The organism is Paenibacillus sp. FSL R7-0345 (genome assembly GCF_038595055.1).
GTDB lineage: Bacteria > Bacillota > Bacilli > Paenibacillales > Paenibacillaceae > Paenibacillus_AQ.
In genome coordinates, this window is record NZ_CP152002.1 from 6,322,188 (window position 1) to 6,343,137 (window position 20,950).

Consider the following 20,950-nt stretch of genomic DNA (forward strand, 5'->3'; position numbering starts at 1 on the left):
AAGCCCCTGACCCAAAAGGGCCAGAGGCTTGATGTCCTTGTATAACAAGGGAATATTAACGTTTCGAGAACTGTGGAGCGCGACGAGCAGCTTTGAGGCCGTATTTCTTACGTTCCTTCATACGTGGGTCACGAGTCAGGAAGCCGGCTTTCTTCAGCGTACCGCGATATTCTGGGTCAACTTTGAGCAATGCACGGGAGATCCCGTGGCGAATTGCGCCAGCTTGACCGGAAATGCCGCCACCATGTGCAAGCACGATTACATCGTAATTGCCAAGTGTTTCAGTCAGGTTCAAAGGCTGTCTTACGATCATCTTCAGTGTTTCTACACCGAAGTACTCATCCATCTCACGTTTGTTAATGACAATGCGTCCTTCACCCGGTACAAGGCGAACACGTGCTACCGAATGTTTACGACGACCTGTCCCATAGTATTGTACTTGTGCCATGAAACTGTCCTCCTCTATTCTTATCCGCGAAGTTCGTAAACTTCAGGTTTTTGTGCTGCATGTGGATGCTCTACGCCTGCATAAACTTTAAGTCTCAGCTTCATGTGGTTGCCTTGACGAGTCTTAGGAATCATACCGTGAACAGCAGATTCAATTACACGCTCAGGTTTAGTTTTCAGCAGGTCATCGGCAGTAGTAACCTTCAGACCACCTGGGTGCATCGAGTGACGGTAGTATTTCTTGTTCTGCAGTTTCTTACCTGTCAGGTGAATCTTCTCAGCGTTGATAACAATTACAAAATCACCAGTATCAACGTGTGGAGTGAATTGCGGTTTGTGTTTGCCACGGATCAGAGCAGCGGCTTCGCTAGCCAGACGACCAAGTGTTTTGCCTTCGGCATCAATGATGTGCCAAGTGCGTTCAACTTCGTTCGGCTTCGCCATATAGGTGGTACGCATGAATGTTTCCTCCTTGTTCTCGTACGAAAATCTTCTGTTTCGTATATCTAATTTCTCATTGGAAGTACGTTTAAGTTAGTTAAGTAAAGCTTGTTGGTTGGCATTTTCTTGATCGGGGCTGTGGGATAGCCATCAAGAAAACACAACTTTTATATTACAGCATAACCATGATAAGTGCAAGTCATTTTTAATCCGAATCTCATTTATTTTCTACAAAAATAACGGGCTCCAGATCGTCTAATTATTGTCCCCATCATATTCAACACTCCATAGTGCGAGTCCTTTAGCAACTGCTGTAGGTCCCGCTGCAGCCCGGTCGCATGCCTCCAGAATATCCGCAACCTTATCCGCCTGGTACTTGCGCTCACCCACCTGAATCAGCGTTCCCATAATAATACGGACCATATGCTGCAGAAAACCGCTGCCGGTAATGTAAGTATGAATAACACCCTGATCATCCGAGCCCGGCCGGCACATACTGCGGTCAATTTCTATATAGGCTTCATAGATTGTCCGCACGTGCGAGGTCTTGGTTGACTTCCGGGAGGCAAATGAAGTGTAGTCATGTGTACCAACCAGATGCCCCAAACCCTGCTGCATGGCAGTCAGGTCAAGCCTCAGAGGGTGATGGTGCTGCCAGCGCCGCTGAAAAGGATCCGGAAACCTGTTTCCGTTAATCGTATACCGGTAAGTTTTACGCTTGGCTCCCCTGCGGGAGTGGAACGACAGTGGAACCTCTATAGCGTCTGTAACTACGATATCCTGCGGTAATCGGGCGTTAAGCGCCAGACACCAGCGTTCCAGCGGGATTTGCGAGGAAGTCATGAAGTTGAACGGCTGGCCGTATGCATGTACTCCGGCATCCGTCCGTCCTGAGGCTGTAATCTTAAGCCCCTCCCCGGTCAGATGAAGGATAGCCTGTTCCAGCCGGTCCTGAATCGTATTGCCCTGAGGCTGGGTCTGAAAGCCATCATAATGTGTTCCGTCATAGTTGACCTTCATCAATAGATTACGCATTTCATTCTTCCTTTCAAGCTGCTGACAAGCTCACTTAACCGTAACTCATTTTCACAAGTAGAAACAGCTTAGCCGTCCTAAACAGGACGGTAGCCATTTCTGCGAGAAATATAAGGATGATTTATAGCGTAAAACATATAAATCCTTATATTTAAAAAAAAGAGCCCCGGCGGGAGCTCCTTCTACTCTTTACAAGGTGATTCCCGCGGTTATTGGTACAGCAGGGCCTAATCGCCCCTGCAGCACAATAACAATAATACTTACTGCTCAATCTCCGGAGATCATGAGCTTAAAGAGTAAATCGGAAATCAGGACTTGTATTACTACGCACGGTCAACCAGTTCAAGATAAACCATAGGCGCAGCATCGCCACGGCGAGGTCCCAGCTTCAGGATACGAGTGTATCCGCCTGGACGCTCTGTGTAACGAGGAGCAATATCAGAGAACAATTTTTGGATTGCATCTTGCTCACCGTCTACAGTCTCACGACGAACAAAAGCAGCTACTTGACGGCGAGCATGAAGATCGCCCTTCTTAGCCTTAGTGATCAGTTTCTCAGCGATGGAACGAACTTCCTTCGCCTTGGCTTCCGTTGTCTGGATGCGCTCGTATAGGAACAGATCCGTTACCATGTCACGGAACAATGCTTTACGCGCACTGGAATCACGGCCCAATTTTTGGTATGCCATTTTGTTTTCCCTCCTTCACTCAAGTACTCAAGCAATTGAATTACTATTCTTCTGTACGAAGACCCAAACCGAGCTCTTCAAGCTTCTCTTGAACTTCTTCCAAAGATTTGCGGCCCAGGTTGCGGACCTTCATCATATCTTCTTCAGTTTTCGTAGTCAGCTCTTGTACGGTATTAATACCGGCACGTTTGAGGCAGTTGTAGGAACGGACAGAAAGATCAAGCTCTTCGATTGTCATCTCAAGCACTTTTTCTTTTTTGTCTTCTTCTTTTTCTACCATAATTTCGGCGTCTTTCGCTTCATCCGTAAGACCTACGAATAAGACGAGGTGTTCGTTCAAAATTTTGGCTCCGAGGCTTACAGCCTCTTCCGGTCTGATACTGCCATCTGTCCAAACTTCCAGCGTCAGCTTGTCATAGTTAGTCACTTGTCCGACACGAGTGTTATCAATGACATAGTTTACGCGGGAGATTGGAGTGTAGATGGAGTCAACCGGGATTACACCGATTGGCTGATCGTCGCGTTTGTTCCGGTCTGCTTGGACATAGCCGCGACCACGGCCTGCAAAAATACGCATGTGAAGTCTCGCGCCAGGTCCCAGCGTTGCAATATGAAGATCCGGATTGAGGATTTCAACATCGCTGTCCGCGCGGATATCACCTGCGGTAACGATGCCTTCACCCTCAGCATCAATCTCGAACACCTTCTCTTCGTCTGAATGAATCTTCAGAGAAAGAGCTTTGAGGTTCAGAATGATTTCCGTCACATCTTCCATTACGCCAGGAACGGTCGAGAACTCATGCAAAACGCCGTCAATTTGGACCGAAGTCACAGCGGCTCCCGGCAGGGAGGACAGCAGAATCCGGCGAAGCGAGTTCCCCAGAGTCGTGCCATATCCACGTTCCAGCGGTTCAACTACGAATTTCCCATAGGTTCCTTCATCATTGGCTTCTACGGTCTCAATTTTCGGCTTTTCGATTTCTATCACGAGTGTACCCCTCCTTCAAACGTCGCTCCTATATGAAACTGTCACCCCATCAGGTGCATCATGTAGTATGCCTAAACACCTATTATTAGCAGATGCGTCAGAATTATACCACAATCACAATTCTGATTTCACTATACGCGGCGACGTTTCGGCGGACGGCATCCGTTGTGAGGAACCGGAGTTACGTCTTTAATGAGGTTTACTTCAAGGCCAGCGGCCTGAAGGGAACGGATGGCAGCTTCGCGGCCCGCACCCGGTCCTTTAACCATAACTTCAACGGACTTCATGCCGTGTTCCATAGCTGCCTTAGCAGCAGTTTCGGCTGCCATTTGCGCTGCAAATGGAGTCGATTTACGGGAACCTCTGAATCCTTGACCACCGGAACTAGCCCAGGAAATTGCATTTCCGTGAGGATCCGTGATCGTAACGATAGTGTTGTTGAACGTGGAACGGATGTGTGCCACGCCAGACTCGATATTTTTCCGGTCGCGACGTTTAGTACGTACGACTTTTTTCGGTTTAGCCATTGTCTCTTATCACCTCTTCTTATTTCTTTTTGTTTGCTACCGTACGGCGCGGGCCTTTACGGGTACGAGCATTGGTTTTAGTGCGTTGACCGCGAACAGGCAATCCACGACGGTGGCGAACACCACGGTAGCAGCCGATCTCAGTAAGACGCTTAATATTTAAGGAAATTTCACGACGCAGGTCACCTTCAACCTTGACCGATTTGTCGATCGTTTCACGCAGTTTGCTGACTTCATCTTCCGTCAAATCACGGACACGTGTGTTAACGTCAATGCCTGTTTCATTAAGAATTTTCTGGGAAGTCGTTTTACCGATTCCGAAAATATAAGTCAAGGCGATCTCAACGCGTTTGTCACGTGGCAAATCCACACCAGCTATACGAGCCATTTTACGCTACACCCCCTTCTTTAACCTTGTTTTTGTTTGTGTTTCGGATTTTCGCAAATTACCATAACAGTCCCTTTGCGGCGGATGACTTTGCATTTTTCGCAAATGGGCTTCACAGAAGGTCTTACCTTCATGTTCATTACCTCCTCAAAGTTTTGCGAAGCAAAACTTTTGTTGTAGTTCCCATCTATTTACGGTAAGTTATACGGCCTTTTGATAAATCATAAGGCGATAACTGCACGACCACTTTGTCTCCGGTTAGGATACGGATAAAGTGCATCCGCAATTTCCCGGACACATGGGCAAGAATTTGATGACCGTTCTCAAGCTCAACCTTAAATGTTGCATTCGGCAACGGTTCAATGACCGTTCCTTCCACCTCAATGACATCTTCTTTAGCCACAGTTAGTCTCCTCTCTCATCAGCACTTTTTCCAGCTGGAGTCCCATATTTCGTCACTGCAAACCGCAGCTTTCCATTGGTTACCCGGCCGGTTTCTTCCAAACTGTCCACAACCTCACTGCTTATGAATGGTATGAGCTCCAGATGTCCGATATTCTTCTTCTTCGGCCCGTCAAACTTTCGTTTGTCCCCATCAGCAATGTATACAAATCTGCTGTCAACAACTGCAATAACAACGGCAGCCTCTCCGGCATCTTTGCCTTTGAGAATTCTCACGATCTGACCAACCTGCGGGCTGCTCCCAGTATTCACGTGAAGATCACCTACGCATTCAGTTTTGTGAAAATTTCCATGCCGTCCGGTGTAACAGCTACTGTATGCTCAAAATGGGCACAGAGTGAGCCGTCTACCGTAACGACCGTCCAGTTATCTTCCAGAGTTCTGACATATCTGTCCCCGGCGTTTACCATCGGCTCAATCGCGAGTACCATACCCGGCTTCAGACGTGGTCCGCGGTCCGCTATGCCATAGTTCGGAATTTGCGGTTCTTCATGCAGTTCTGCCCCGATGCCATGGCCAACATACTCGCGAACAACGGAAAAACCGGCATCCTCGATATATTGCTGGATCGCATGGGAGATTGTAAACAAGCGCACATCCGGTTTGACTAACGCCAGTCCTGCGTATAAGGAGCCTTCCGTGACGTCCAGCAGACGCTGGGCATCTTCGGAAATGCTTCCTACTCCGTAAGTCCAGGCGGAATCACCGTGATAACCGCGATACTCGGCACCAATATCCAGCGTCACAATGTCGCCTTCGATCAGCTTGCGTTTACCCGGAAATCCATGCACCAATTGTTCGTTGACTGAAGCGCAAATGCTGGCAGGAAAACCGTTGTAGCCTTTGAAAGACGGCACAGCACCTTGACTGCGAATATATTGATCGGCGATTCTGTCGAGCTCTCCGGTGGTTATCCCTGGCTCAATGGCCTTGGCAATCAGCCGGTGACTCTCGGCAACAATACGACCAGCTTCCCTCATAAAGGCAAGTTCCTGTTCGGATTTACAAATGATCATTACATTAACCCCGCAGTAAAGATACGATTTCGGAAGTAACGACATTGATTTCGTTCTCTCCGTTTACCTGCCGCAAAAGACCTTTATTCTCATAAAATGCAAGCAGCGGCGCTGTCTTGTTATCATACTCATCCAGGCGCTTGCCTACACTCTCTTCGTTGTCATCCGGACGTTGATACAGTTCCCCGCCATCAATGTCGCAAATGCCTTCTTGCTTCGGCGGGTTGAAAATCAAATGATATGATGCACCGCAAGTCTTACAGATCCGGCGTCCGGTAAGACGCGCCATCAGCAGTCCGCGGTCCACATTCAAGTTGATTACATGATCCAGTGAAGTGCCGGACCGGCTCAAAATCTCTTCCAGCGCTTCCGCTTGCGAAAGGGTTCTTGGAAAGCCATCCAATAAGAAACCTTTTTCGCAATCGGACTGCTGGAGCCGTTCCTCAACGATTCCAATGGTCACATCATCAGGTACAAGCAAGCCTTGATCGATATAAGATTTGGCCTTCAATCCGACCGGTGTCTGTTCCTTTATCGCTAAACGGAATGCGTCACCTGTCGAAATATGCGGAATGCCAAGCTCTTTTACAACTACAGCTGCCTGTGTTCCCTTGCCTGCCCCAGGAGGGCCCATGAATAATATGTTCACGTTTCTCTCTTCTCCCCCCAAAAGTTCGCCACCAAGCAAGAAACAGCACAATAGGTGCCGGCTAGTAAGTAGACCTTAGCTTCACCGGAACCTATCGCCTATTTGTTGATGAAGCCTTTGTAATGGCGTTTGATCAATTGGCTCTCGATCTGCTTCATCGTATCCAGTGCTACACCGACCACGATCAACAGCGCGGTACCGCCAATTTGCACCTGCCGCGGTAAGCCGGACAGGGAACCGAAGAGTACAGGCAAGACAGAAATAACAGCCAGGAACAGCGCACCCGACATAGTCAGGCGGGACATTACTCTGGTCAAATACTTCTCAGTTGCTTTACCCGGACGGATACCAGGAATGTAACCACCGTTCTTTTTCATATTATCAGCCATCTGCTGCGGATTCATCTGAACAAACGTGTAGAAGAACGTAAATCCGATGATCATGATCACGTAAAGGACCATACCGAGCGGCTTATCATGAGCAAGGTTGTTGGTGATCCATTTAGCCCATTCATGCGTTGACCAAAAGCTCGAGATTACAATTGGAAATTGAAGCAGTGAAACGGCAAAGATTACCGGAATTACACCTGCCGCATTGATTTTAAGCGGAATGTGCGTATTCTGTCCACCGTACATTTTGTTACCGACCACGCGTTTAGCATATTGTACAGGGATTTTACGGATACCTTGTTGTACAAAGATAACCCCTACAATAATCGCCACAATCACGATCAGTATAATAACGACTTTAAGAATATTCAGGAACACCTGACCCGGCTGAATGAAGCTTGATTGCGCCGTAGTGGTGATATATCCCGGAATGGCGGCGACGATTCCCGCAAAAATCAGGATCGAAATCCCGTTTCCTATTCCCTTTTCAGTGATCTGCTCACCAAGCCACATCAGGAACGATGTACCCGCGGTCAGTATGATCGCGATCAGCAGGTAATCCGCAAAGGTTGCATTTGGAATCATCTCAGTGCCGTAGATCCGGTTAAACCCGATTGAGGTCGCAAACGCTTGAATCAGACCGAGTACGACTGTACCGTAACGGGTGATTTGCGCCAGTTGCTTTTTCCCGTGCTCCCCTTGTTTAGCCCATTCGGCAAACTTAGGGATAACATCCATCGAGAGCAATTGCACTATGATGGATGCTGTAATGTACGGGTAAATACTAATCGCAAAAATCGAGAAGTTTTTGAGCGCTCCGCCCGAGAAGGTGTTCAAAAGACCCATCAAAGCTTCTCCGCCTTGATTTGTTGATTCCAGCACTTCTTTGTTCACACCGGGAACCGGTACAAACGAACCGATACGGTAGATGATCAGAACGAACAGGGTAAACAGGATCTTTTTGCGCAAATCTTCAACATGCCATATATTCTTAAGCGTCTTGAACATTAGATCACCTCGGTTTTACCGCCGGCAGCCTCGATTTTCTCTACCGCAGATTGAGAGAACTTATTTGCTTGTACAGTCAATTTAACGGCTAGTTCGCCATTGCCGAGGATCTTGATGCCGCTCTTGGAATTCTTGACAACACCAGTTTCAATCAGCAACTGTGGAGTCACTTCAGTTCCTTCAGCAAAGCTGTTCAGATCTTCCAGGTTCACAATCGCATACTCTTTACGGGTAGGATTGATGAAACCACGTTTAGGCAGACGACGATAGAGCGGGTTTTGACCACCCTCGAAGCCAGGACGAACACCACCGCCGGAACGGGAGTTCTGACCTTTATGACCGCGTCCGGACGTTTTACCGTTACCGCTACTTGGTCCGCGACCAACGCGGTTGCGTTCTTTGCGGGATCCAGGAGCTGGAGCAAGTTCATGTAACTTCATCGTTTGCACCTCCTTATGTTTTGTTAATTTATGCGAGGCATTTAGCCTTCAATTTCTGTAACGGACAGCAAGTGGCCCACTTTGTTGATCATTCCGCGAATTGCAGGAGTGTCATTGTGAACCACGGTCGAGTTGGTTTTTCCCAGGCCGAGCGTCTTAACAGTAACACGTTGTGTCTGTGGACGACCGATTACACTGCGAACGAGGGTAATTTGCAATTTAGCCATTGACGTTCCCCTCCTTAACCGCGTAATTCTTCGACAGATTTGCCGCGAAGTTTCGCGACTTCTTCAATGCGCTTCAGACGGGAAAGACCCTCTAAAGTTGCATTGACCATATTCATGGAATTCGAAGAACCCAAAGATTTTGTCAAGATGTCACCAACGCCTGCCAATTCCAATACCGCACGAACAGGGCCGCCGGCGATAACGCCAGTACCTTCAGATGCTGGTTTCAGCAGCACGCGTCCTGCGCCGAAATGTCCAGTAACGAGGTGAGGAATCGAAGTTCCTACGATTGGAATGTGAATCAGGTTTTTCTTGGCGTCTTCAATGCCTTTACGGATGGCATCCGGAACTTCACCGGCTTTACCAATACCCGCACCGACATAGCCGTTGCCGTCGCCCACAACAACAAGTGCACTAAAGCTGAAACGGCGTCCGCCCTTTACAACTTTTGCAACACGGTTGATGTGTACAACTCTTTCTGTCAGCTCTAAACTGTTCGGATCTATACGCAAGTCGTTAACCTCCTTTTAGAAATATTCTAGAATTCAAGACCAGCTTCGCGAGCTGCATCAGCCAAAGCCTGAATCCGTCCATGGTAAAGGTATCCTCCGCGGTCAAATACAACCACTGCATAACCCTTTGCTTTAGCGCGCTCAGCGATCAGTTGACCTACTTTGCTTGCAGCTTCAACGCTGCCGCCATTGCCGATTGTTGCGCTCAGTTCTTTATCCAGAGTGGAGGCAGATACGATAGTAACGCCTGTCACGTCATCGATCAGTTGAGCATAGATGTGTTTCGCAGAACGGAACACGTTCAAACGTGGACGCTCAGTAGTTCCCTGGATCTTCTTACGAACACGCAGGTGTCTTTTGAGACGAGCCTTGTTTTTGTCCTCTTTAGTAATCATGACTTCCATTTCACTCCCTTCAGTTTGCTGCATAGCAGCTTCACTTTACGATGCACGGGGTATCTTACTGTGAAGAAGAGTAAGCCGATTATTTCTTCTTACCGGCTTTACCTTCCTTACGGATAATACGCTCGCCTTCGTACTTAATACCTTTACCTTTATACGGTTCTGGTTCACGAACGGAACGGATCTTGGCAGCATAAGCGCCAACGCGTTCTTTGTCGATACCTCTAACGATGATCTTCGTGTTCGCAGGAACTTCGAACTCGATGCCCGCTTCCGGTGTAATTTCAACCGGGTGGGAGTAACCAACGTTCAGAACGATTTTATCTCCGGATTTGCTTGCACGATATCCGACCCCAACCAGCTCCAGAGATTTCGAGAAACCTTCAGTCACACCGCTTACCATGTTGCTGACAACGGAGCGGGTTGTGCCGTGAAGTGAACGATGCAATTTGTTATCCGACGGGCGAACAACGGTGATTTCGTTATTTTCAACTGTAACCTTCATGTCTTTATGAAGTTCACGAGTCAGAGTGCCTTTAGGACCTTTTACTGTAATAACGGCGTTGTCAAGAGTGACATCTACACCGCTAGGTACTGCGATTGGTTTGCGACCAATACGAGACATGTGTTGCACCTCCTTATCTTGTGACGTTTATTACCATACGTAGCAGACAACTTCTCCGCCGGATTTGGATTGACGAGCTTCTTTGTCGGTCATAACTCCCTTAGATGTGGAGATAATCGCGATTCCAAGGCCACCGAGTACACGTGGTACTTCGTTGCTCTTCGTGTAAACACGAAGACCTGGCTTACTGATTCTTTTCAGACCAGAGATAACGCGCTCTTGGTTAGGGCCGTATTTCAAGAAGATACGGATAATCCCTTGTTTGCTATCTTCAACGAATTCAGCATCACGAATGAAGCCTTCACGCTTCAGAATGTCCGCGATTTGTTTTTTCATAGTAGAAGCAGGCATTTCTACTGTCTCGTGACGCACAATGTTAGCGTTACGAATACGAGTAAGCATATCTGCAATAGGATCAGACATAGTCATGTGTGTAAACCTCCTTCCCGGTTATAGATCTCTTACCAACTTGCTTTTTTCACGCCAGGGATCTGGCCTTTATAAGCTAACTCACGGAAACAAATTCTGCAAATTTTGAACTTCTGCAGTACCGAATGTGGACGACCGCAACGCTCACAACGTGTGTATGCACGTACTTTGAACTTAGGCTCGCGTTGTTGTTTAACTTTCATCGAAGTTTTTGCCACTTTAGCCTGACACCTCCTAAACAGTTTCGGAGAAATAATGATTCTTATTTAGAGAAAGGCATTCCCAGCTGATTCAACAGCTCACGGGATTCCTCGTCCGTCTTTGCAGTAGTTACGATAACGATGTCCATACCACGGACCTTATCAACTTTATCATACTCGATTTCCGGGAAGATCAGTTGTTCTTTAAGACCCAGCGTGTAGTTACCACGGCCGTCAAAGGCTTTAGTGGATACACCGCGGAAGTCACGTACGCGTGGAAGCGTTACGTTGAACAATTTGTCCAGGAAGTAGTACATACGCTCGCCGCGCAGTGTTACTTTTACCCCGATCGGCATGTTTTCGCGCAGTTTAAAACCGGCGATGGATTTTTTTGCTTTAGTGATAACAGGCTTTTGACCAGAGATCAATTGCATGTCGTTAACTGCAGCATCCAGTACTTTGGAGTTCTGAACAGCGTCACCCACACCCATGTTGATGACAACCTTCTCGATCTTAGGTACTTGCATAACAGTTGTATAGTTGAACTTCTGCATCAAAGCAGGTGTAATTTCATTCAAATAACGTTCTTTCATTCTTGCTGCCATGAAGATTTACCTCCTTTCTTTAGGACTAATTAGTCGATAATCTCTCCGGATCTCTTAGCTACCCGAACCTTCTTACCGTTATCGAGCACTTTGTAACCGATACGTGTTACTTTACCGCTCTTCGGATCGATGTGCATTACGTTGGACACATGGATCGAAGCTTCCTGCTCGATGATTCCGCCTTGCGGATTCAGCTGGTTAGGCTTCTGGTGTTTTTTCACCATGTTTACGCCTTCTACCAGTACGCGGTTTTCGCGAGGATAAGCAGCGATGACACGGCCTTTTTTACCTTTGTCTTTCCCGCTGATCACAAGCACCACATCATCTTTTTTCACGTGCAGTTTATTGTTATGGGATTCCAGAACTTTTTTCACTCTAGGCATTGATTACACCTCCTATGACTAACCTTCAGCGTATTACCGCCGTATATTAATTAGATTACTTCCGGTGCCAAGGAAACGATCTTCATGTAGTCTTTATCGCGAAGTTCGCGAGCAACTGGTCCGAAGATACGTGTTCCGCGTGGGCTTCTGTCGTCTTTAACAACAACAGCTGCGTTTTCGTCGAACGAAATGTAAGATCCGTCTTTACGACGTACAGAACGTTTTGTACGAACAACTACCGCTCTAACAACATCACCTTTTTTGACAACGCCGCCTGGTGTTGCTTGTTTAACGGAACAAACGATCAGGTCACCGATTGCTGCTGTACGACGTCCAGTACCACCCAGTACGCGGATACACATCAGTTCCTTCGCACCAGAGTTGTCAGCCACATGCAAACGAGTAAATGGTTGAATCATTATTAATTTCCTCCTTCCGGAAAAACTTCTTGATTATCTTAGATGATAACCGCTGCTTCTACCACTTCAACCAGTCTCCAACGTTTGTCCTTGGACAATGGACGAGTTTCCATGACTTTCACAACATCACCAATTTTCGCAACGTTACCTTCATCATGTGCCTTGAATTTCTTCGTGGACTTGATGCGTTTGTGATACAGGTTGTGCTTTTTATAGGTTTCAACAGCAATTACGATGGTTTTATCCATTTTATCGCTGACTACTTTACCGATCAGCACTTTACGTGCGTTACGTTCTTCGCTCATAGTTAGCCTCCTTCCTGATTACGGATCTATTGATCCGCCCTCACTTAACTAATCCCAAGTACTCTTTGATGGATAACGGTTTTAGCACGAGCTATTTCCTTACGCACATCACGAATCCGAGTAGGGTTATCCAGCTGGCCAGTAGCCAATTGGAAACGGAGATTGAAAAGTTCTTCTTTGAAACCAGCGATCTTTTGTTCAATCTCGGCAGTGGTTAAGTTGCGAAGTTCATTAGCTTTCATTTGCTTCACCACCCACTTCTTCACGTTTCACAAACTTAGTCTTTACAGGCAGCTTGTGAGCGGCAAGACGCATCGCTTCACGAGCGATTTCTTCCGACACGCCTCCGAGTTCGAACATAATCTTGCCCGGTTTAACTACGGCTACCCATTTTTCAACGTTACCTTTACCACTACCCATACGAACCTCAAGAGGCTTCTGAGTAATAGGCTTATCTGGGAAAATCTTGATCCAAACCTGACCACCACGTTTGATGTAACGTGTCATTGCAATACGGGCAGCTTCGATCTGACGGTTAGTAATCCAAGATGGCTCCAGAGCTTGCAGACCGAATTCGCCGAAGTTGAGTTCAGTACCGCCTTTTGCCATACCCTTCATGTGTCCGCGTTGTTGCTTGCGGTGTTTAACGCGTTTTGGTACCAACATGATTAGTTGCCTCCTTCCTGAGCAGCTTGTTTCTTAGCTGGGGGAAGAACTTCTCCACGGTAGATCCATACTTTTACACCGATACGGCCGTAAGTAGTATGTGCTTCAGCCGTTCCGTAGTCGATATCGGCACGAAGCGTATGAAGTGGAACTGTTCCTTCGCTATAACCTTCTGAACGGGCAATCTCAGCGCCGCCAAGACGTCCGCCAACTTGAGTTTTGATTCCTTTTGCACCGGAGCGCATAGTTCTTTGAATTGCTTGTTTCAGAGCACGACGGAACGATACACGACGCTCCAGCTGTTGTGCAATGCTTTCAGCTACAAGAATAGCATCCAATTCAGGGTGCTTAATTTCGTTGATGTTGATGTGAACCTTTTTGCCACCGGCGATAGCTGTAACTGCGTTGCGAAGTACTTCTACTTCTGCTCCGCCTTTACCGATTACCATACCTGGTTTAGCAGTGTGAATTGTAACATTCACTCGGCTTGCCGCTCTTTCGATCTCGATGCGGGAAACAGAGGAATCTTTCAATTTGCCTTTAAGGTATTCACGGATTTTGACGTCTTCCATTAAAAGAGTACCGAAATCTTTGCCTGCATACCATTTAGATTCCCAATCGCGAATGACACCGATTCGGAGTCCGACTGGATTTACCTTTTGACCCACGTGTTATCCCTCCTTATTTCTCAGATACCACCAAAGTAATGTGGCTGGTACGTTTGTTAATCCGGCTTGCACGACCCATAGCGCGCGGACGGAAACGTTTCATTGTTGGACCCTGGTTAACGAAAACTTCGCTAACGAACAAGCTGTTCACGTCCATGGAGTAGTTGTGCTCAGCATTGGCAATCGCCGAGTTAAGCAATTTCTCAACTACCGGAGAAGCGGATTTTGGAGTGTGGCGAAGAATTGCAATTGCTTCCCCCACTTGCTTGCCGCGAATCAAGTCAACAACCAGTTTCGCTTTACGAGCAGAAATCCGCACCGATCTAGCATGTGCTTTTGCTTCCATTTATTTTCCCTCCTCTCGAACGAAGACCTATAATTATCTTCTTGTTTTCTTATCGTCACCCGCATGGCCTTTGTAAGTACGCGTTGGCGCGAACTCGCCCAACTTGTGACCTACCATATCTTCCGTTACGTATACCGGCACGTGCTTACGGCCGTCATATACACCAAACGTATGTCCGATAAACTGAGGGAAAATTGTTGAGCGACGGGACCAGGTTTTTACTACAACTTTCTTCTCTGATGCGTTCAGTTCCTCAACTTTTTTCAGCAGGTAGCCATCGATAAACGGCCCCTTTTTTAAACTGCGACCCATGTATGAATCCTCCCTTCATCCGGTTCTTCAAACCGCGAATCGACGCTTCGCGCTTGTCTTAATGCCAGAAGCGTCTTATTTCGTGCGGCGGCGAACGATATATTTATCAGATGCCTTGTTTTTCTTACGCGTTTTGTAGCCAAGGGTTGGTTTGCCCCAAGGAGACATAGGCGATTTCCGTCCGATTGGAGCGCGGCCTTCACCACCACCGTGCGGGTGATCGTTAGGGTTCATCACTACACCGCGAACTTCAGGACGTTGGCCGAGCCAGCGACTACGTCCGGCTTTACCGATTTTGATCAATTCATGATCTTCATTACCTACGGATCCGATTGTTGCACGGCAAACGCTGAGGATTCTGCGAACTTCGCCGGAGTTCAAACGAACGGAAACGTATTTCTCTTCTTTACCGAGCAATTGAGCTTCTGTACCAGCAGCACGAACCAACTGTCCGCCTTTGCCTGGCTTCAACTCAATGTTGTGGATAACTGTACCAACTGGAATGTTAGCCAGTGGAAGCGCGTTACCAACTTTGATATCCGCTGCAGGGCCGGATTCTACTTTATCCCCAACTCTAAGGCCTTTAGGAGCGATGATGTAACGTTTCTCTCCATCAGCATAGTGGATCAAAGCAATGTTGGAAGTACGGTTCGGGTCATACTCGATTGTAGCAACGCTACCTGGTATGCCGTCTTTAGTCCGTTTGAAATCGATGATACGGTATTTACGTTTGTGTCCGCCGCCATGGTGACGAACCGTAATTTTACCTTGGTTGTTGCGGCCGGCTTTTTTGCTCAGCGGTGCAAGCAACGATTTCTCTGGCTGGTTTGTTGTGATTTCTTCAAACGTAGACACGGACATAGCGCGTCTTGCCGGAGAGGTCGGTTTGTACTTTTTGATTGGCACTGTAGTTTCCTCCTTACTTCAAGAGTATTATTCTACCGCTTCAAAGAATTCAAGCGGCTTGCTGTCCGGGCTAAGCTTAACGATGGCTTTTTTCCACTCTGGAGTGTATCCGGAGTATTTGCCATAACGTTTCAACTTACCAGGTACGCGCATTGTGTTCACACTAACGACTTTCACTTTAAAGATAGCTTCAACAGCTTTTTTGATTTCGGTCTTATTAGCACGGATATCCACTTCAAAAGCGTATTTCAATTCGCTCATGTATTCGGATGTGCGTTCCGTAATCACCGGACGTTTGATAATATCACGCGGATCTTTCATTACGCGAACACCTCCTCTACCTTCAGAACTGCTTCCTTAGTGATGATCAGTTTGTCGTACGTCAGTACGTCAAGAACATTAATGCCGTCAGCCGCTACGAATTTCACCCCAGGGATGTTACGTGCGGAAAGTGCAACGTTGTCGTCATAGCTAGGAGCTACGATCAGCGCTTTGCTGTCCACTTTCAGGTTGTTCAGAATCGCTGCGAATTCTTTCGTCTTCGGAGCATTCAGTGTCAGGCTATCCAATACGATAATGTCGTTCGCAATAACTTTCGAAGACAATGCGGATTTGATGGCCAGACGGCGAACCTTCTTAGGCAGTTTCCAGGAATAGCTGCGTGGTGTTGGTCCGAAGACAACGCCGCCGCCTTTCCATTGTGGAGAACGAATGGAGCCTTGACGAGCACGACCTGTACCTTTTTGTTTCCAAGGCTTACGTCCGCCGCCACGTACTTCAGAACGTCCTTTAACTTTGTGGGTTCCACGACGAAGGGAAGCTCTCTGCATAAGCGCAGCTTCGTGCAGGACATGCACGTTCGGTTCGATACCGAATACTGTTTCGCTCAGTTCAACTTCGCCAACTTCGTTACCACTGATATTAAAAAGTGTTACTTTTGGCATTTCATGTTCCTCCTTTCTTCAGTAATTATTTCTTAACGGATTCTTTAATTTTCAAGAAGCTGTTTTTAGGACCTGGGATAGCGCCTTTAACCAGCAACACGTTGCGTTCAACGTCTACTTTGATGATTTCAAGTCTTTGAACCGTTACGGTCGTGTGACCCATATGTCCTGGAAGGCGTTTGCCCTTAGGAACACGGTTAGCTTGAATGGAACCCATCGAGCCCGGTCTTCTGTGGTAACGGGAACCGTGAGCCATTGGTCCGCGGCTTTGACCCCAACGTTTGATAACACCTTGGAATCCTTTACCTTTAGAAGTACCAGTTACGTCAACAAATTCGCCTTCAGCGAAGACGTCAGCCTTCAGCTCTTGTCCAACCTCGAGTGCCCCGAGGTCAACACCGCGAATTTCGCGAACGTAGCGCTTAGGTGTTGCATTTGCCTTTTTGGCGTGACCCTGTTCAGGCTTGTTCGAGCGACTTTCCTTTTTGTCGGAAAAGCCCAACTGCACTGCTTCATATCCGTCGATATTCAGGTCTTTCTTTTGCAGTACCACACAAGGTCCAGCTTCGATAACCGATACAGCGATCACGTTACCTTCTGGAGTAAACACTTGAGTCATACCGAGTTTTTTTCCTAAGATACCTTTCATGTTGACACCTCTTTTCTTTTCCTAATTACTTATTGATGGAATTACAATTTGATTTCGATATCTACACCGGACGGTAGATCCAAGCGCATCAAGGCATCCACAGTTTGTGGTGTTGGATTCACAATATCGATCAAACGTTTGTGAGTCCGCTGTTCAAACTGTTCACGGGAATCCTTGTACTTGTGTACCGCACGGAGAATGGTAATGATTTGCTTCTCAGTTGGCAGCGGGATCGGCCCGGATACACCAGCACCCGAACGTTTTGCTGTTTCAACGATTTTCTCTGCGGATTGATCAAGAATTCTGTGGTCGTATGCTTTCAAGCGGATACGAATTTTTTGCTTTGCCATTTTAGTCCCTCCTTCTATCGCCCAATTTATTATCGGACATACTCCGTGAAAATTTTCTGACGTCGACCTCATGGCAAAGGGGCCGGGTGTGTCAGTAACCTCTCACATCATCGCAACGTCTCAGAACAACATTTATTATTATATATAATAGACGCCTACTTTGCAAGCGAAAATAAAAAACAGCACCTGTTTTTTTTCATAAGCTGTTTTCTTCTATATATAATAGTGCTTATTCATTAAAGATTATCCGTCGCTGATCTAAAATACTCCGCTGAAGCTGCACTTTGCGCCGTTGTTGAACCGATTCCTTCTATAGTCTGTATCAGTACCCTGATCTCTTCCTCTACAACTACAATCTCTTGTGTACTAGCCTGCATCGAATCTACGATATCACTGAAAAGCCTGCTCGTCTCTACAGACTGCTCTTTGCCGCTCTTTGTCAGCTCCTGCACCTTGCGGATCTCACTAACTACCTGATTTGTCAGGACAACCGACTTATGGGTTAACTCACCGATTCTTACGACCGTGCTCTTAATGTCCTCAGCCAGCCGGCTAACTTCACTTGCAACTACACTGAAGCCCCTGCCGTGCTCACCTGCACGCGCTGCCTCAATGGTAGCATTTAGCGAAAGAATTTTGGTCTGGTCGGCAATATCCTGTACTGCGGCCACTATACGCTGGATCTGCTGGGAAGAGCTGCTCAGCTCATTGACCGAACGTTCCATCTCATTGGTGCTCTCAAAGATCAGATTAATCTGTCCGCTGAGGCTGCCCAACTGATCCTGTCCACTCTTAGCCCGCTCACGTGACTCTACAGCAGTAGAGGCTGTTCGCCGGAACGTATTATTCACTTCATTGCTGCTGGCCACCAGCTCTTCAACAGCGGCATTAGTATCCATGCTGAGATCCAACAGTTCCCCGCTAAATTCGGCGATCTTCTGCTTCAGCTCATTTTTGACAATCAGGTATTGTTCTTCCTTCTCTCTGATATTCTCCTTCTCATAAGCTTCCAGTACCAGTTGCTGCTCCAGATTCAGGAGCTTTGTTAAGGTCTGTACAACTTTAAGTCGCTCATTATCTTTAAGTGTCTCCCCATAGACAACTGTTATAAAAACATTCTGGAGATTCTGGAATGCGGATAGATACCATTTAGGTTCCAGCCCTACTCTTTTATGAATCTTGGCAATTGTCAGCCGTTTGGCTACGTATTGTTCATCGATGTTACCGTCGAATATCTCAATAATATGTTGCTTCAGCGTTCTTTTGAGCCGTTCAATAGTGCTGTGCTCAAGAATAATGGCTTCCAGCTTGTTAACTGCGAGAACGGTACTGTAAAACTGGTCGGTTATATAGTCAATTTGGCGTTCTACGGTTGGCTTCATCAGGCGAAGCAGGCTTAAGTCTTCTTCTGTTAAGTCAATCATTCGCATTTGTTCATTCAACTCATCATGTCCGCTGAGAGAGTGAAATACTGCTGTGGCAATGGGTGCAATAGGCTCGATGTCCTTGGAGTGCGCGTCGGGAGATTCCTCATTTGTCTTACGTGATTGACTGCCATGCATAAAAGAAAAAGGACACTTCCCCATACTTCCACTCTCCCTTAATTCCTAAATATTAGCATTGCAAAGATAGCCATATTCTAACCCACGCGAGAGATAATTGTAAAGAATTTTAAGTAGTTTTTTGTTGAAATATGTTGGATATAACATGGTTTCACGTAGATTATTGTCGTTTTATGTCGAATAGTAGATTCGTGGGTTTCTCAATATATTAAATGACTGCTTTTATAACCAAAGAACACTTGTTCCCTTATATAATTTCAGCAATATTTGATAATGCCTGCATGTCCAAAATGCTGACTGTCCTATTCTTCACCAGTATGATCTTCATCCGCTCCAGCTTATTCAGTTTGCGGCTGAGTGTTTCCGGAGTTGTCCCGATCATCGCGGCGAATTCCTTTTTGGCAGCCGGCAGAAATAGAGTGTGATATCGTTCTTCCCCGCCTGTCAGCAGAGACTGTCTCGAATATAGATGCAGCAGAAGTCTGGCTAGTCTCTTTTCCGCCTCAAAAATATGCAGTGCCCCTGCCAGCTCATCTGCCTGCTGCAGCTGCTCACTCACAGATTTCAGAAAACTGAAGGCAAGCCCAGCATTACTGGCTATTAAAGGCATAAAATCCTCCCGCCGCATCCGGCAGATATATCCGCTCTCTACCACTTCAGCGGTCGCATAATGCTGTTTATTATGAAGCAGGGCAAACTGGCCAAAATAGTCACCCGGAAAAAGAAAACGCAGTATATGCTGCTTCCCCTCTTTACTGGTCTGGGTCAGCTTTATCAGCCCATTGTTAACTACAAATAAAGAGTCAGACTGCTCCCCTTCCCTAAATACCAGACTGCCTTTTGCATAATAATCAGACTCAATAATATCTTCCACCTTATGCAGTTCATGATCAGGCAAAGCTACAAAAACCGGCACCTGACGGACACAGGAGTCTTTATGGCATGTGTTACATTTCATCTCGCATCTATCCTTCCTGACTACCTGAAGCCAACATATCAGGAATGTACAAATCTCCCGGTGACCCGGCTCACAATAATTCAGAAAACTTGATCTGTATCAAGGATTATGTGCTTCATCCCCTTCATACTACAGGTAGAGAGATTATAGAGGAGAGGGACAACCATGCAGCAGTATACATTTGAAGATATGCAAAAGATGGATAGGGCAAAGCTGGGCAATATGGTACCGCTGGAGCTGTTTCGGACGATAAGGCTGATTGGCATGAACCAGGGGCTGCCTATGGGGGGCAAAGGCACAACGCTTACTGTGGGAAGAAAAATCGGAGAAAGCCTTCCGGTTACCAGTGTGAATGATCTGCTTGCCCTTTTTGAGGAGTTAAAAATCGGGATCCCGCGGATTGTCTATTCGGATGAGCGCAAGATGAACATCGTTGTTGAGGATTGTTTCTGCAAAGGTTTGCCGACACTGGAGGAGGAGAAAATGATTTGTGATCTAGAAGGAGCCATCCTGGAGGGAGCGTTGACTAAACTGCTGGGCCGCAGAATAAGTGTAAGGGAAATTAAATGTAATGCCACCGGTGATGAGTATTGTGAGTACGAAGTAAAGCTGTAACCTCCGGGGAAAACTAATTGAAAGAAGGAGATTAATATGGAAAAGAAGAACATTAGCGAGGCCATTCAACACCTGGAGGAGCGTTTTACGAAAAAGGTATTGTTTCAAAAGGGAGACAGTGTAGTCTTCGTGCTCAACTTCATGCCTGGTCAAAAGCTTCCGGCACATACTCATCCTGGTGCGGATGTATACATTTACGCTCTTCAAGGAAGCGGCACGATCACTGTGAATGATGCTGATCAGGAATTTGCTGAAGGCGAAGTTATCCACATTGCCGAAGATGAAGTATTTGCATACCGTAACAGCGGAAACATTCCATCCAGTCTTCATGTTGTAATATCAAAGCTTCCAAGCGCAGCTTACGCCAAAGAAATTTAAATCTCTCTCTC

The 20,950-nt window shown here is 46.8% G+C and carries 38 protein-coding genes; 2 read left to right on the forward strand and 36 right to left on the reverse strand.

Annotation, left to right across the window (positions count from 1 at the left end):
- Positions 1-55: 55 nt before the first annotated feature.
- From rpsI to NST84_RS27565, 36 genes are all read right to left on the reverse strand, one after another.
- Positions 56-448: a 30S ribosomal protein S9 gene (gene rpsI, locus NST84_RS27390; RefSeq protein WP_342563203.1), complete on the reverse strand. Its 393-nt coding sequence runs from the start codon at positions 446-448 to the stop codon at positions 56-58.
- 20 nt (positions 449-468) lie between these two features.
- On the reverse strand, positions 469-906 hold the full coding sequence (gene rplM, locus NST84_RS27395; protein ID WP_342563204.1) for a 50S ribosomal protein L13: 438 nt from the start codon (positions 904-906) through the stop codon (positions 469-471).
- A gap of 237 nt (positions 907-1,143) precedes the next feature.
- On the reverse strand, positions 1,144-1,923 hold the full coding sequence (gene truA, locus NST84_RS27400; protein WP_342563205.1) for a tRNA pseudouridine(38-40) synthase TruA: 780 nt from the start codon (positions 1,921-1,923) through the stop codon (positions 1,144-1,146).
- 323 nt (positions 1,924-2,246) lie between these two features.
- Entirely contained in the window at positions 2,247-2,612 is a 366-nt protein-coding gene (gene rplQ, locus NST84_RS27405; RefSeq protein WP_019908254.1) for a 50S ribosomal protein L17, read from the reverse strand.
- A 43-nt stretch (positions 2,613-2,655) separates the two neighbouring features.
- Entirely contained in the window at positions 2,656-3,600 is a 945-nt protein-coding gene (locus NST84_RS27410; RefSeq protein ID WP_068727647.1) for a DNA-directed RNA polymerase subunit alpha, read from the reverse strand.
- Between the two features lie 131 nt (positions 3,601-3,731).
- Positions 3,732-4,127: a 30S ribosomal protein S11 gene (gene rpsK / locus NST84_RS27415; protein ID WP_062520357.1), complete on the reverse strand. Its 396-nt coding sequence runs from the start codon at positions 4,125-4,127 to the stop codon at positions 3,732-3,734.
- Positions 4,128-4,146: 19 nt separating this feature from the next.
- Complete coding sequence (rpsM, locus tag NST84_RS27420) at positions 4,147-4,515, reverse strand: 30S ribosomal protein S13 (protein ID WP_039877382.1); 369 nt, start codon at positions 4,513-4,515, stop codon at positions 4,147-4,149.
- A 20-nt stretch (positions 4,516-4,535) separates the two neighbouring features.
- Entirely contained in the window at positions 4,536-4,649 is a 114-nt protein-coding gene (gene rpmJ, locus NST84_RS27425) for a 50S ribosomal protein L36 (RefSeq protein ID WP_003322638.1), read from the reverse strand.
- A 53-nt stretch (positions 4,650-4,702) separates the two neighbouring features.
- Positions 4,703-4,918, reverse strand: coding sequence for a translation initiation factor IF-1 (gene infA / locus NST84_RS27430; protein WP_018753971.1), 216 nt, complete (start codon positions 4,916-4,918; stop codon positions 4,703-4,705).
- A 2-nt stretch (positions 4,919-4,920) separates the two neighbouring features.
- Positions 4,921-5,229, reverse strand: a complete 309-nt coding sequence (locus tag NST84_RS27435; RefSeq protein ID WP_342563206.1) for a KOW domain-containing RNA-binding protein — start codon at positions 5,227-5,229, stop codon at positions 4,921-4,923.
- An 11-nt stretch (positions 5,230-5,240) separates the two neighbouring features.
- Entirely contained in the window at positions 5,241-5,993 is a 753-nt protein-coding gene (gene map, locus NST84_RS27440; RefSeq protein WP_342563207.1) for a type I methionyl aminopeptidase, read from the reverse strand.
- A gap of 4 nt (positions 5,994-5,997) precedes the next feature.
- Complete coding sequence (locus tag NST84_RS27445) at positions 5,998-6,642, reverse strand: adenylate kinase (RefSeq protein WP_342563208.1); 645 nt, start codon at positions 6,640-6,642, stop codon at positions 5,998-6,000.
- Positions 6,643-6,740: 98 nt separating this feature from the next.
- Entirely contained in the window at positions 6,741-8,039 is a 1,299-nt protein-coding gene (gene secY / locus NST84_RS27450) for a preprotein translocase subunit SecY (RefSeq protein ID WP_342563209.1), read from the reverse strand.
- A complete protein-coding gene (rplO, locus tag NST84_RS27455; RefSeq protein WP_020427058.1) occupies positions 8,039-8,479 on the reverse strand; it encodes a 50S ribosomal protein L15 in 441 nt (146 codons plus the stop codon). The genes secY and rplO overlap by 1 nt, the downstream gene beginning before the upstream one ends.
- Before the next feature lie 41 nt (positions 8,480-8,520).
- Positions 8,521-8,706: a 50S ribosomal protein L30 gene (gene rpmD / locus NST84_RS27460; protein ID WP_039877387.1), complete on the reverse strand. Its 186-nt coding sequence runs from the start codon at positions 8,704-8,706 to the stop codon at positions 8,521-8,523.
- Between the two features lie 14 nt (positions 8,707-8,720).
- Positions 8,721-9,218: a 30S ribosomal protein S5 gene (gene rpsE / locus NST84_RS27465; RefSeq protein WP_019908242.1), complete on the reverse strand. Its 498-nt coding sequence runs from the start codon at positions 9,216-9,218 to the stop codon at positions 8,721-8,723.
- Positions 9,219-9,244: 26 nt separating this feature from the next.
- Positions 9,245-9,613 (reverse strand): 50S ribosomal protein L18, encoded by a 369-nt coding sequence (gene rplR / locus NST84_RS27470; RefSeq protein ID WP_342566535.1) that lies wholly within the window; start codon positions 9,611-9,613, stop codon positions 9,245-9,247.
- 88 nt (positions 9,614-9,701) lie between these two features.
- The gene (gene rplF / locus NST84_RS27475) at positions 9,702-10,244 is read right to left on the reverse strand and encodes a 50S ribosomal protein L6 (RefSeq protein ID WP_039877389.1); all 543 of its coding nucleotides are present in this window, start codon (positions 10,242-10,244) and stop codon (positions 9,702-9,704) included.
- A 30-nt stretch (positions 10,245-10,274) separates the two neighbouring features.
- Positions 10,275-10,673 (reverse strand): 30S ribosomal protein S8, encoded by a 399-nt coding sequence (rpsH, locus tag NST84_RS27480; RefSeq protein ID WP_039877390.1) that lies wholly within the window; start codon positions 10,671-10,673, stop codon positions 10,275-10,277.
- Between the two features lie 32 nt (positions 10,674-10,705).
- A complete protein-coding gene (locus NST84_RS27485; protein WP_036589425.1) occupies positions 10,706-10,891 on the reverse strand; it encodes a type Z 30S ribosomal protein S14 in 186 nt (61 codons plus the stop codon).
- 44 nt (positions 10,892-10,935) lie between these two features.
- Positions 10,936-11,478, reverse strand: coding sequence for a 50S ribosomal protein L5 (gene rplE / locus NST84_RS27490; protein WP_068727658.1), 543 nt, complete (start codon positions 11,476-11,478; stop codon positions 10,936-10,938).
- Between the two features lie 29 nt (positions 11,479-11,507).
- On the reverse strand, positions 11,508-11,861 hold the full coding sequence (gene rplX, locus NST84_RS27495; protein WP_019908235.1) for a 50S ribosomal protein L24: 354 nt from the start codon (positions 11,859-11,861) through the stop codon (positions 11,508-11,510).
- Between the two features lie 50 nt (positions 11,862-11,911).
- Positions 11,912-12,280 (reverse strand): 50S ribosomal protein L14, encoded by a 369-nt coding sequence (gene rplN / locus NST84_RS27500; RefSeq protein ID WP_066367616.1) that lies wholly within the window; start codon positions 12,278-12,280, stop codon positions 11,912-11,914.
- Between the two features lie 38 nt (positions 12,281-12,318).
- Positions 12,319-12,585 carry a 30S ribosomal protein S17 gene (rpsQ, locus tag NST84_RS27505; RefSeq protein ID WP_039877393.1) on the reverse strand — a complete coding sequence of 89 codons (267 nt, stop codon included), beginning with the start codon at positions 12,583-12,585 and terminating at the stop codon, positions 12,319-12,321.
- A gap of 44 nt (positions 12,586-12,629) precedes the next feature.
- Entirely contained in the window at positions 12,630-12,827 is a 198-nt protein-coding gene (gene rpmC / locus NST84_RS27510) for a 50S ribosomal protein L29 (protein WP_019908232.1), read from the reverse strand.
- The gene (gene rplP / locus NST84_RS27515; protein WP_039877394.1) at positions 12,817-13,251 is read right to left on the reverse strand and encodes a 50S ribosomal protein L16; all 435 of its coding nucleotides are present in this window, start codon (positions 13,249-13,251) and stop codon (positions 12,817-12,819) included. The genes rpmC and rplP overlap by 11 nt, the downstream gene beginning before the upstream one ends.
- A gap of 2 nt (positions 13,252-13,253) precedes the next feature.
- Positions 13,254-13,919: a 30S ribosomal protein S3 gene (rpsC, locus tag NST84_RS27520; protein ID WP_039877395.1), complete on the reverse strand. Its 666-nt coding sequence runs from the start codon at positions 13,917-13,919 to the stop codon at positions 13,254-13,256.
- A 13-nt stretch (positions 13,920-13,932) separates the two neighbouring features.
- Positions 13,933-14,265 (reverse strand): 50S ribosomal protein L22, encoded by a 333-nt coding sequence (gene rplV, locus NST84_RS27525; RefSeq protein ID WP_019908228.1) that lies wholly within the window; start codon positions 14,263-14,265, stop codon positions 13,933-13,935.
- A 33-nt stretch (positions 14,266-14,298) separates the two neighbouring features.
- On the reverse strand, positions 14,299-14,577 hold the full coding sequence (rpsS, locus tag NST84_RS27530; RefSeq protein ID WP_039877398.1) for a 30S ribosomal protein S19: 279 nt from the start codon (positions 14,575-14,577) through the stop codon (positions 14,299-14,301).
- A 75-nt stretch (positions 14,578-14,652) separates the two neighbouring features.
- A complete protein-coding gene (rplB, locus tag NST84_RS27535) occupies positions 14,653-15,483 on the reverse strand; it encodes a 50S ribosomal protein L2 (protein WP_342563210.1) in 831 nt (276 codons plus the stop codon).
- A 27-nt stretch (positions 15,484-15,510) separates the two neighbouring features.
- Positions 15,511-15,804: a 50S ribosomal protein L23 gene (rplW, locus tag NST84_RS27540; protein ID WP_019908225.1), complete on the reverse strand. Its 294-nt coding sequence runs from the start codon at positions 15,802-15,804 to the stop codon at positions 15,511-15,513.
- Complete coding sequence (rplD, locus tag NST84_RS27545; RefSeq protein WP_277472288.1) at positions 15,804-16,427, reverse strand: 50S ribosomal protein L4; 624 nt, start codon at positions 16,425-16,427, stop codon at positions 15,804-15,806. The genes rplW and rplD overlap by 1 nt, the downstream gene beginning before the upstream one ends.
- Positions 16,428-16,452: 25 nt before the next feature.
- The gene (gene rplC / locus NST84_RS27550) at positions 16,453-17,076 is read right to left on the reverse strand and encodes a 50S ribosomal protein L3 (protein ID WP_342563211.1); all 624 of its coding nucleotides are present in this window, start codon (positions 17,074-17,076) and stop codon (positions 16,453-16,455) included.
- A gap of 41 nt (positions 17,077-17,117) precedes the next feature.
- Positions 17,118-17,426: a 30S ribosomal protein S10 gene (gene rpsJ / locus NST84_RS27555; protein WP_017692074.1), complete on the reverse strand. Its 309-nt coding sequence runs from the start codon at positions 17,424-17,426 to the stop codon at positions 17,118-17,120.
- A 236-nt stretch (positions 17,427-17,662) separates the two neighbouring features.
- Positions 17,663-18,988 carry a globin-coupled sensor protein gene (locus NST84_RS27560; protein WP_342563212.1) on the reverse strand — a complete coding sequence of 442 codons (1,326 nt, stop codon included), beginning with the start codon at positions 18,986-18,988 and terminating at the stop codon, positions 17,663-17,665.
- Between the two features lie 247 nt (positions 18,989-19,235).
- Entirely contained in the window at positions 19,236-19,946 is a 711-nt protein-coding gene (locus NST84_RS27565) for a Crp/Fnr family transcriptional regulator (RefSeq protein ID WP_342563213.1), read from the reverse strand.
- A gap of 165 nt (positions 19,947-20,111) precedes the next feature.
- Here NST84_RS27565 and NST84_RS27570 point away from each other — a divergent pair, with 165 nt between their 5' ends.
- Entirely contained in the window at positions 20,112-20,561 is a 450-nt protein-coding gene (locus tag NST84_RS27570; RefSeq protein WP_342563214.1) for a V4R domain-containing protein, read from the forward strand.
- A 36-nt stretch (positions 20,562-20,597) separates the two neighbouring features.
- Complete coding sequence (locus tag NST84_RS27575) at positions 20,598-20,939, forward strand: cupin domain-containing protein (protein WP_342563215.1); 342 nt, start codon at positions 20,598-20,600, stop codon at positions 20,937-20,939.
- Positions 20,940-20,950: the final 11 nt, after the last annotated feature.

Bases quoted from the DNA above. Each gene is read 5' to 3' on its own strand.
- rpsI (WP_342563203.1), bottom strand. From the start codon at position 448: ATGGCACAAGTACAATACTATGGGACAGGTCGTCGTAAACATTCGGTA.
- rplM (WP_342563204.1), bottom strand. From the start codon at position 906: ATGCGTACCACCTATATGGCGAAGCCGAACGAAGTTGAACGCACTTGG.
- truA (WP_342563205.1), bottom strand. From the start codon at position 1,923: ATGCGTAATCTATTGATGAAGGTCAACTATGACGGAACACATTATGAT.
- rplQ (WP_019908254.1), bottom strand. From the start codon at position 2,612: ATGGCATACCAAAAATTGGGCCGTGATTCCAGTGCGCGTAAAGCATTG.
- rpsK (WP_062520357.1), bottom strand. From the start codon at position 4,127: ATGGCTAAACCGAAAAAAGTCGTACGTACTAAACGTCGCGACCGGAAA.
- rpsM (WP_039877382.1), bottom strand. From the start codon at position 4,515: ATGGCTCGTATAGCTGGTGTGGATTTGCCACGTGACAAACGCGTTGAG.
- rpmJ (WP_003322638.1), bottom strand. From the start codon at position 4,649: ATGAAGGTAAGACCTTCTGTGAAGCCCATTTGCGAAAAATGCAAAGTC.
- map (WP_342563207.1), bottom strand. From the start codon at position 5,993: ATGATCATTTGTAAATCCGAACAGGAACTTGCCTTTATGAGGGAAGCT.
- secY (WP_342563209.1), bottom strand. From the start codon at position 8,039: ATGTTCAAGACGCTTAAGAATATATGGCATGTTGAAGATTTGCGCAAA.
- rplO (WP_020427058.1), bottom strand. From the start codon at position 8,479: ATGAAGTTACATGAACTTGCTCCAGCTCCTGGATCCCGCAAAGAACGC.
- rpmD (WP_039877387.1), bottom strand. From the start codon at position 8,706: ATGGCTAAATTGCAAATTACCCTCGTTCGCAGTGTAATCGGTCGTCCA.
- rplR (WP_342566535.1), bottom strand. From the start codon at position 9,613: ATGATTACTAAAGAGGACAAAAACAAGGCTCGTCTCAAAAGACACCTG.
- rplF (WP_039877389.1), bottom strand. From the start codon at position 10,244: ATGTCTCGTATTGGTCGCAAACCAATCGCAGTACCTAGCGGTGTAGAT.
- rpsH (WP_039877390.1), bottom strand. From the start codon at position 10,673: ATGACTATGTCTGATCCTATTGCAGATATGCTTACTCGTATTCGTAAC.
- rplE (WP_068727658.1), bottom strand. From the start codon at position 11,478: ATGGCAGCAAGAATGAAAGAACGTTATTTGAATGAAATTACACCTGCT.
- rplX (WP_019908235.1), bottom strand. From the start codon at position 11,861: ATGCCTAGAGTGAAAAAAGTTCTGGAATCCCATAACAATAAACTGCAC.
- rplN (WP_066367616.1), bottom strand. From the start codon at position 12,280: ATGATTCAACCATTTACTCGTTTGCATGTGGCTGACAACTCTGGTGCG.
- rpsQ (WP_039877393.1), bottom strand. From the start codon at position 12,585: ATGAGCGAAGAACGTAACGCACGTAAAGTGCTGATCGGTAAAGTAGTC.
- rpmC (WP_019908232.1), bottom strand. From the start codon at position 12,827: ATGAAAGCTAATGAACTTCGCAACTTAACCACTGCCGAGATTGAACAA.
- rplP (WP_039877394.1), bottom strand. From the start codon at position 13,251: ATGTTGGTACCAAAACGCGTTAAACACCGCAAGCAACAACGCGGACAC.
- rplV (WP_019908228.1), bottom strand. From the start codon at position 14,265: ATGGAAGCAAAAGCACATGCTAGATCGGTGCGGATTTCTGCTCGTAAA.
- rpsS (WP_039877398.1), bottom strand. From the start codon at position 14,577: ATGGGTCGCAGTTTAAAAAAGGGGCCGTTTATCGATGGCTACCTGCTG.
- rplW (WP_019908225.1), bottom strand. From the start codon at position 15,804: ATGAAAGATCCGCGTGATATTATCAAACGTCCGGTGATTACGGAACGC.
- rplD (WP_277472288.1), bottom strand. From the start codon at position 16,427: ATGCCAAAAGTAACACTTTTTAATATCAGTGGTAACGAAGTTGGCGAA.
- rplC (WP_342563211.1), bottom strand. From the start codon at position 17,076: ATGAAAGGTATCTTAGGAAAAAAACTCGGTATGACTCAAGTGTTTACT.
- rpsJ (WP_017692074.1), bottom strand. From the start codon at position 17,426: ATGGCAAAGCAAAAAATTCGTATCCGCTTGAAAGCATACGACCACAGA.
- NST84_RS27560 (WP_342563212.1), bottom strand. From the start codon at position 18,988: ATGCATGGCAGTCAATCACGTAAGACAAATGAGGAATCTCCCGACGCG.
- NST84_RS27565 (WP_342563213.1), bottom strand. From the start codon at position 19,946: ATGAAATGTAACACATGCCATAAAGACTCCTGTGTCCGTCAGGTGCCG.
- NST84_RS27570 (WP_342563214.1), top strand. From the start codon at position 20,112: ATGCAGCAGTATACATTTGAAGATATGCAAAAGATGGATAGGGCAAAG.
- NST84_RS27575 (WP_342563215.1), top strand. From the start codon at position 20,598: ATGGAAAAGAAGAACATTAGCGAGGCCATTCAACACCTGGAGGAGCGT.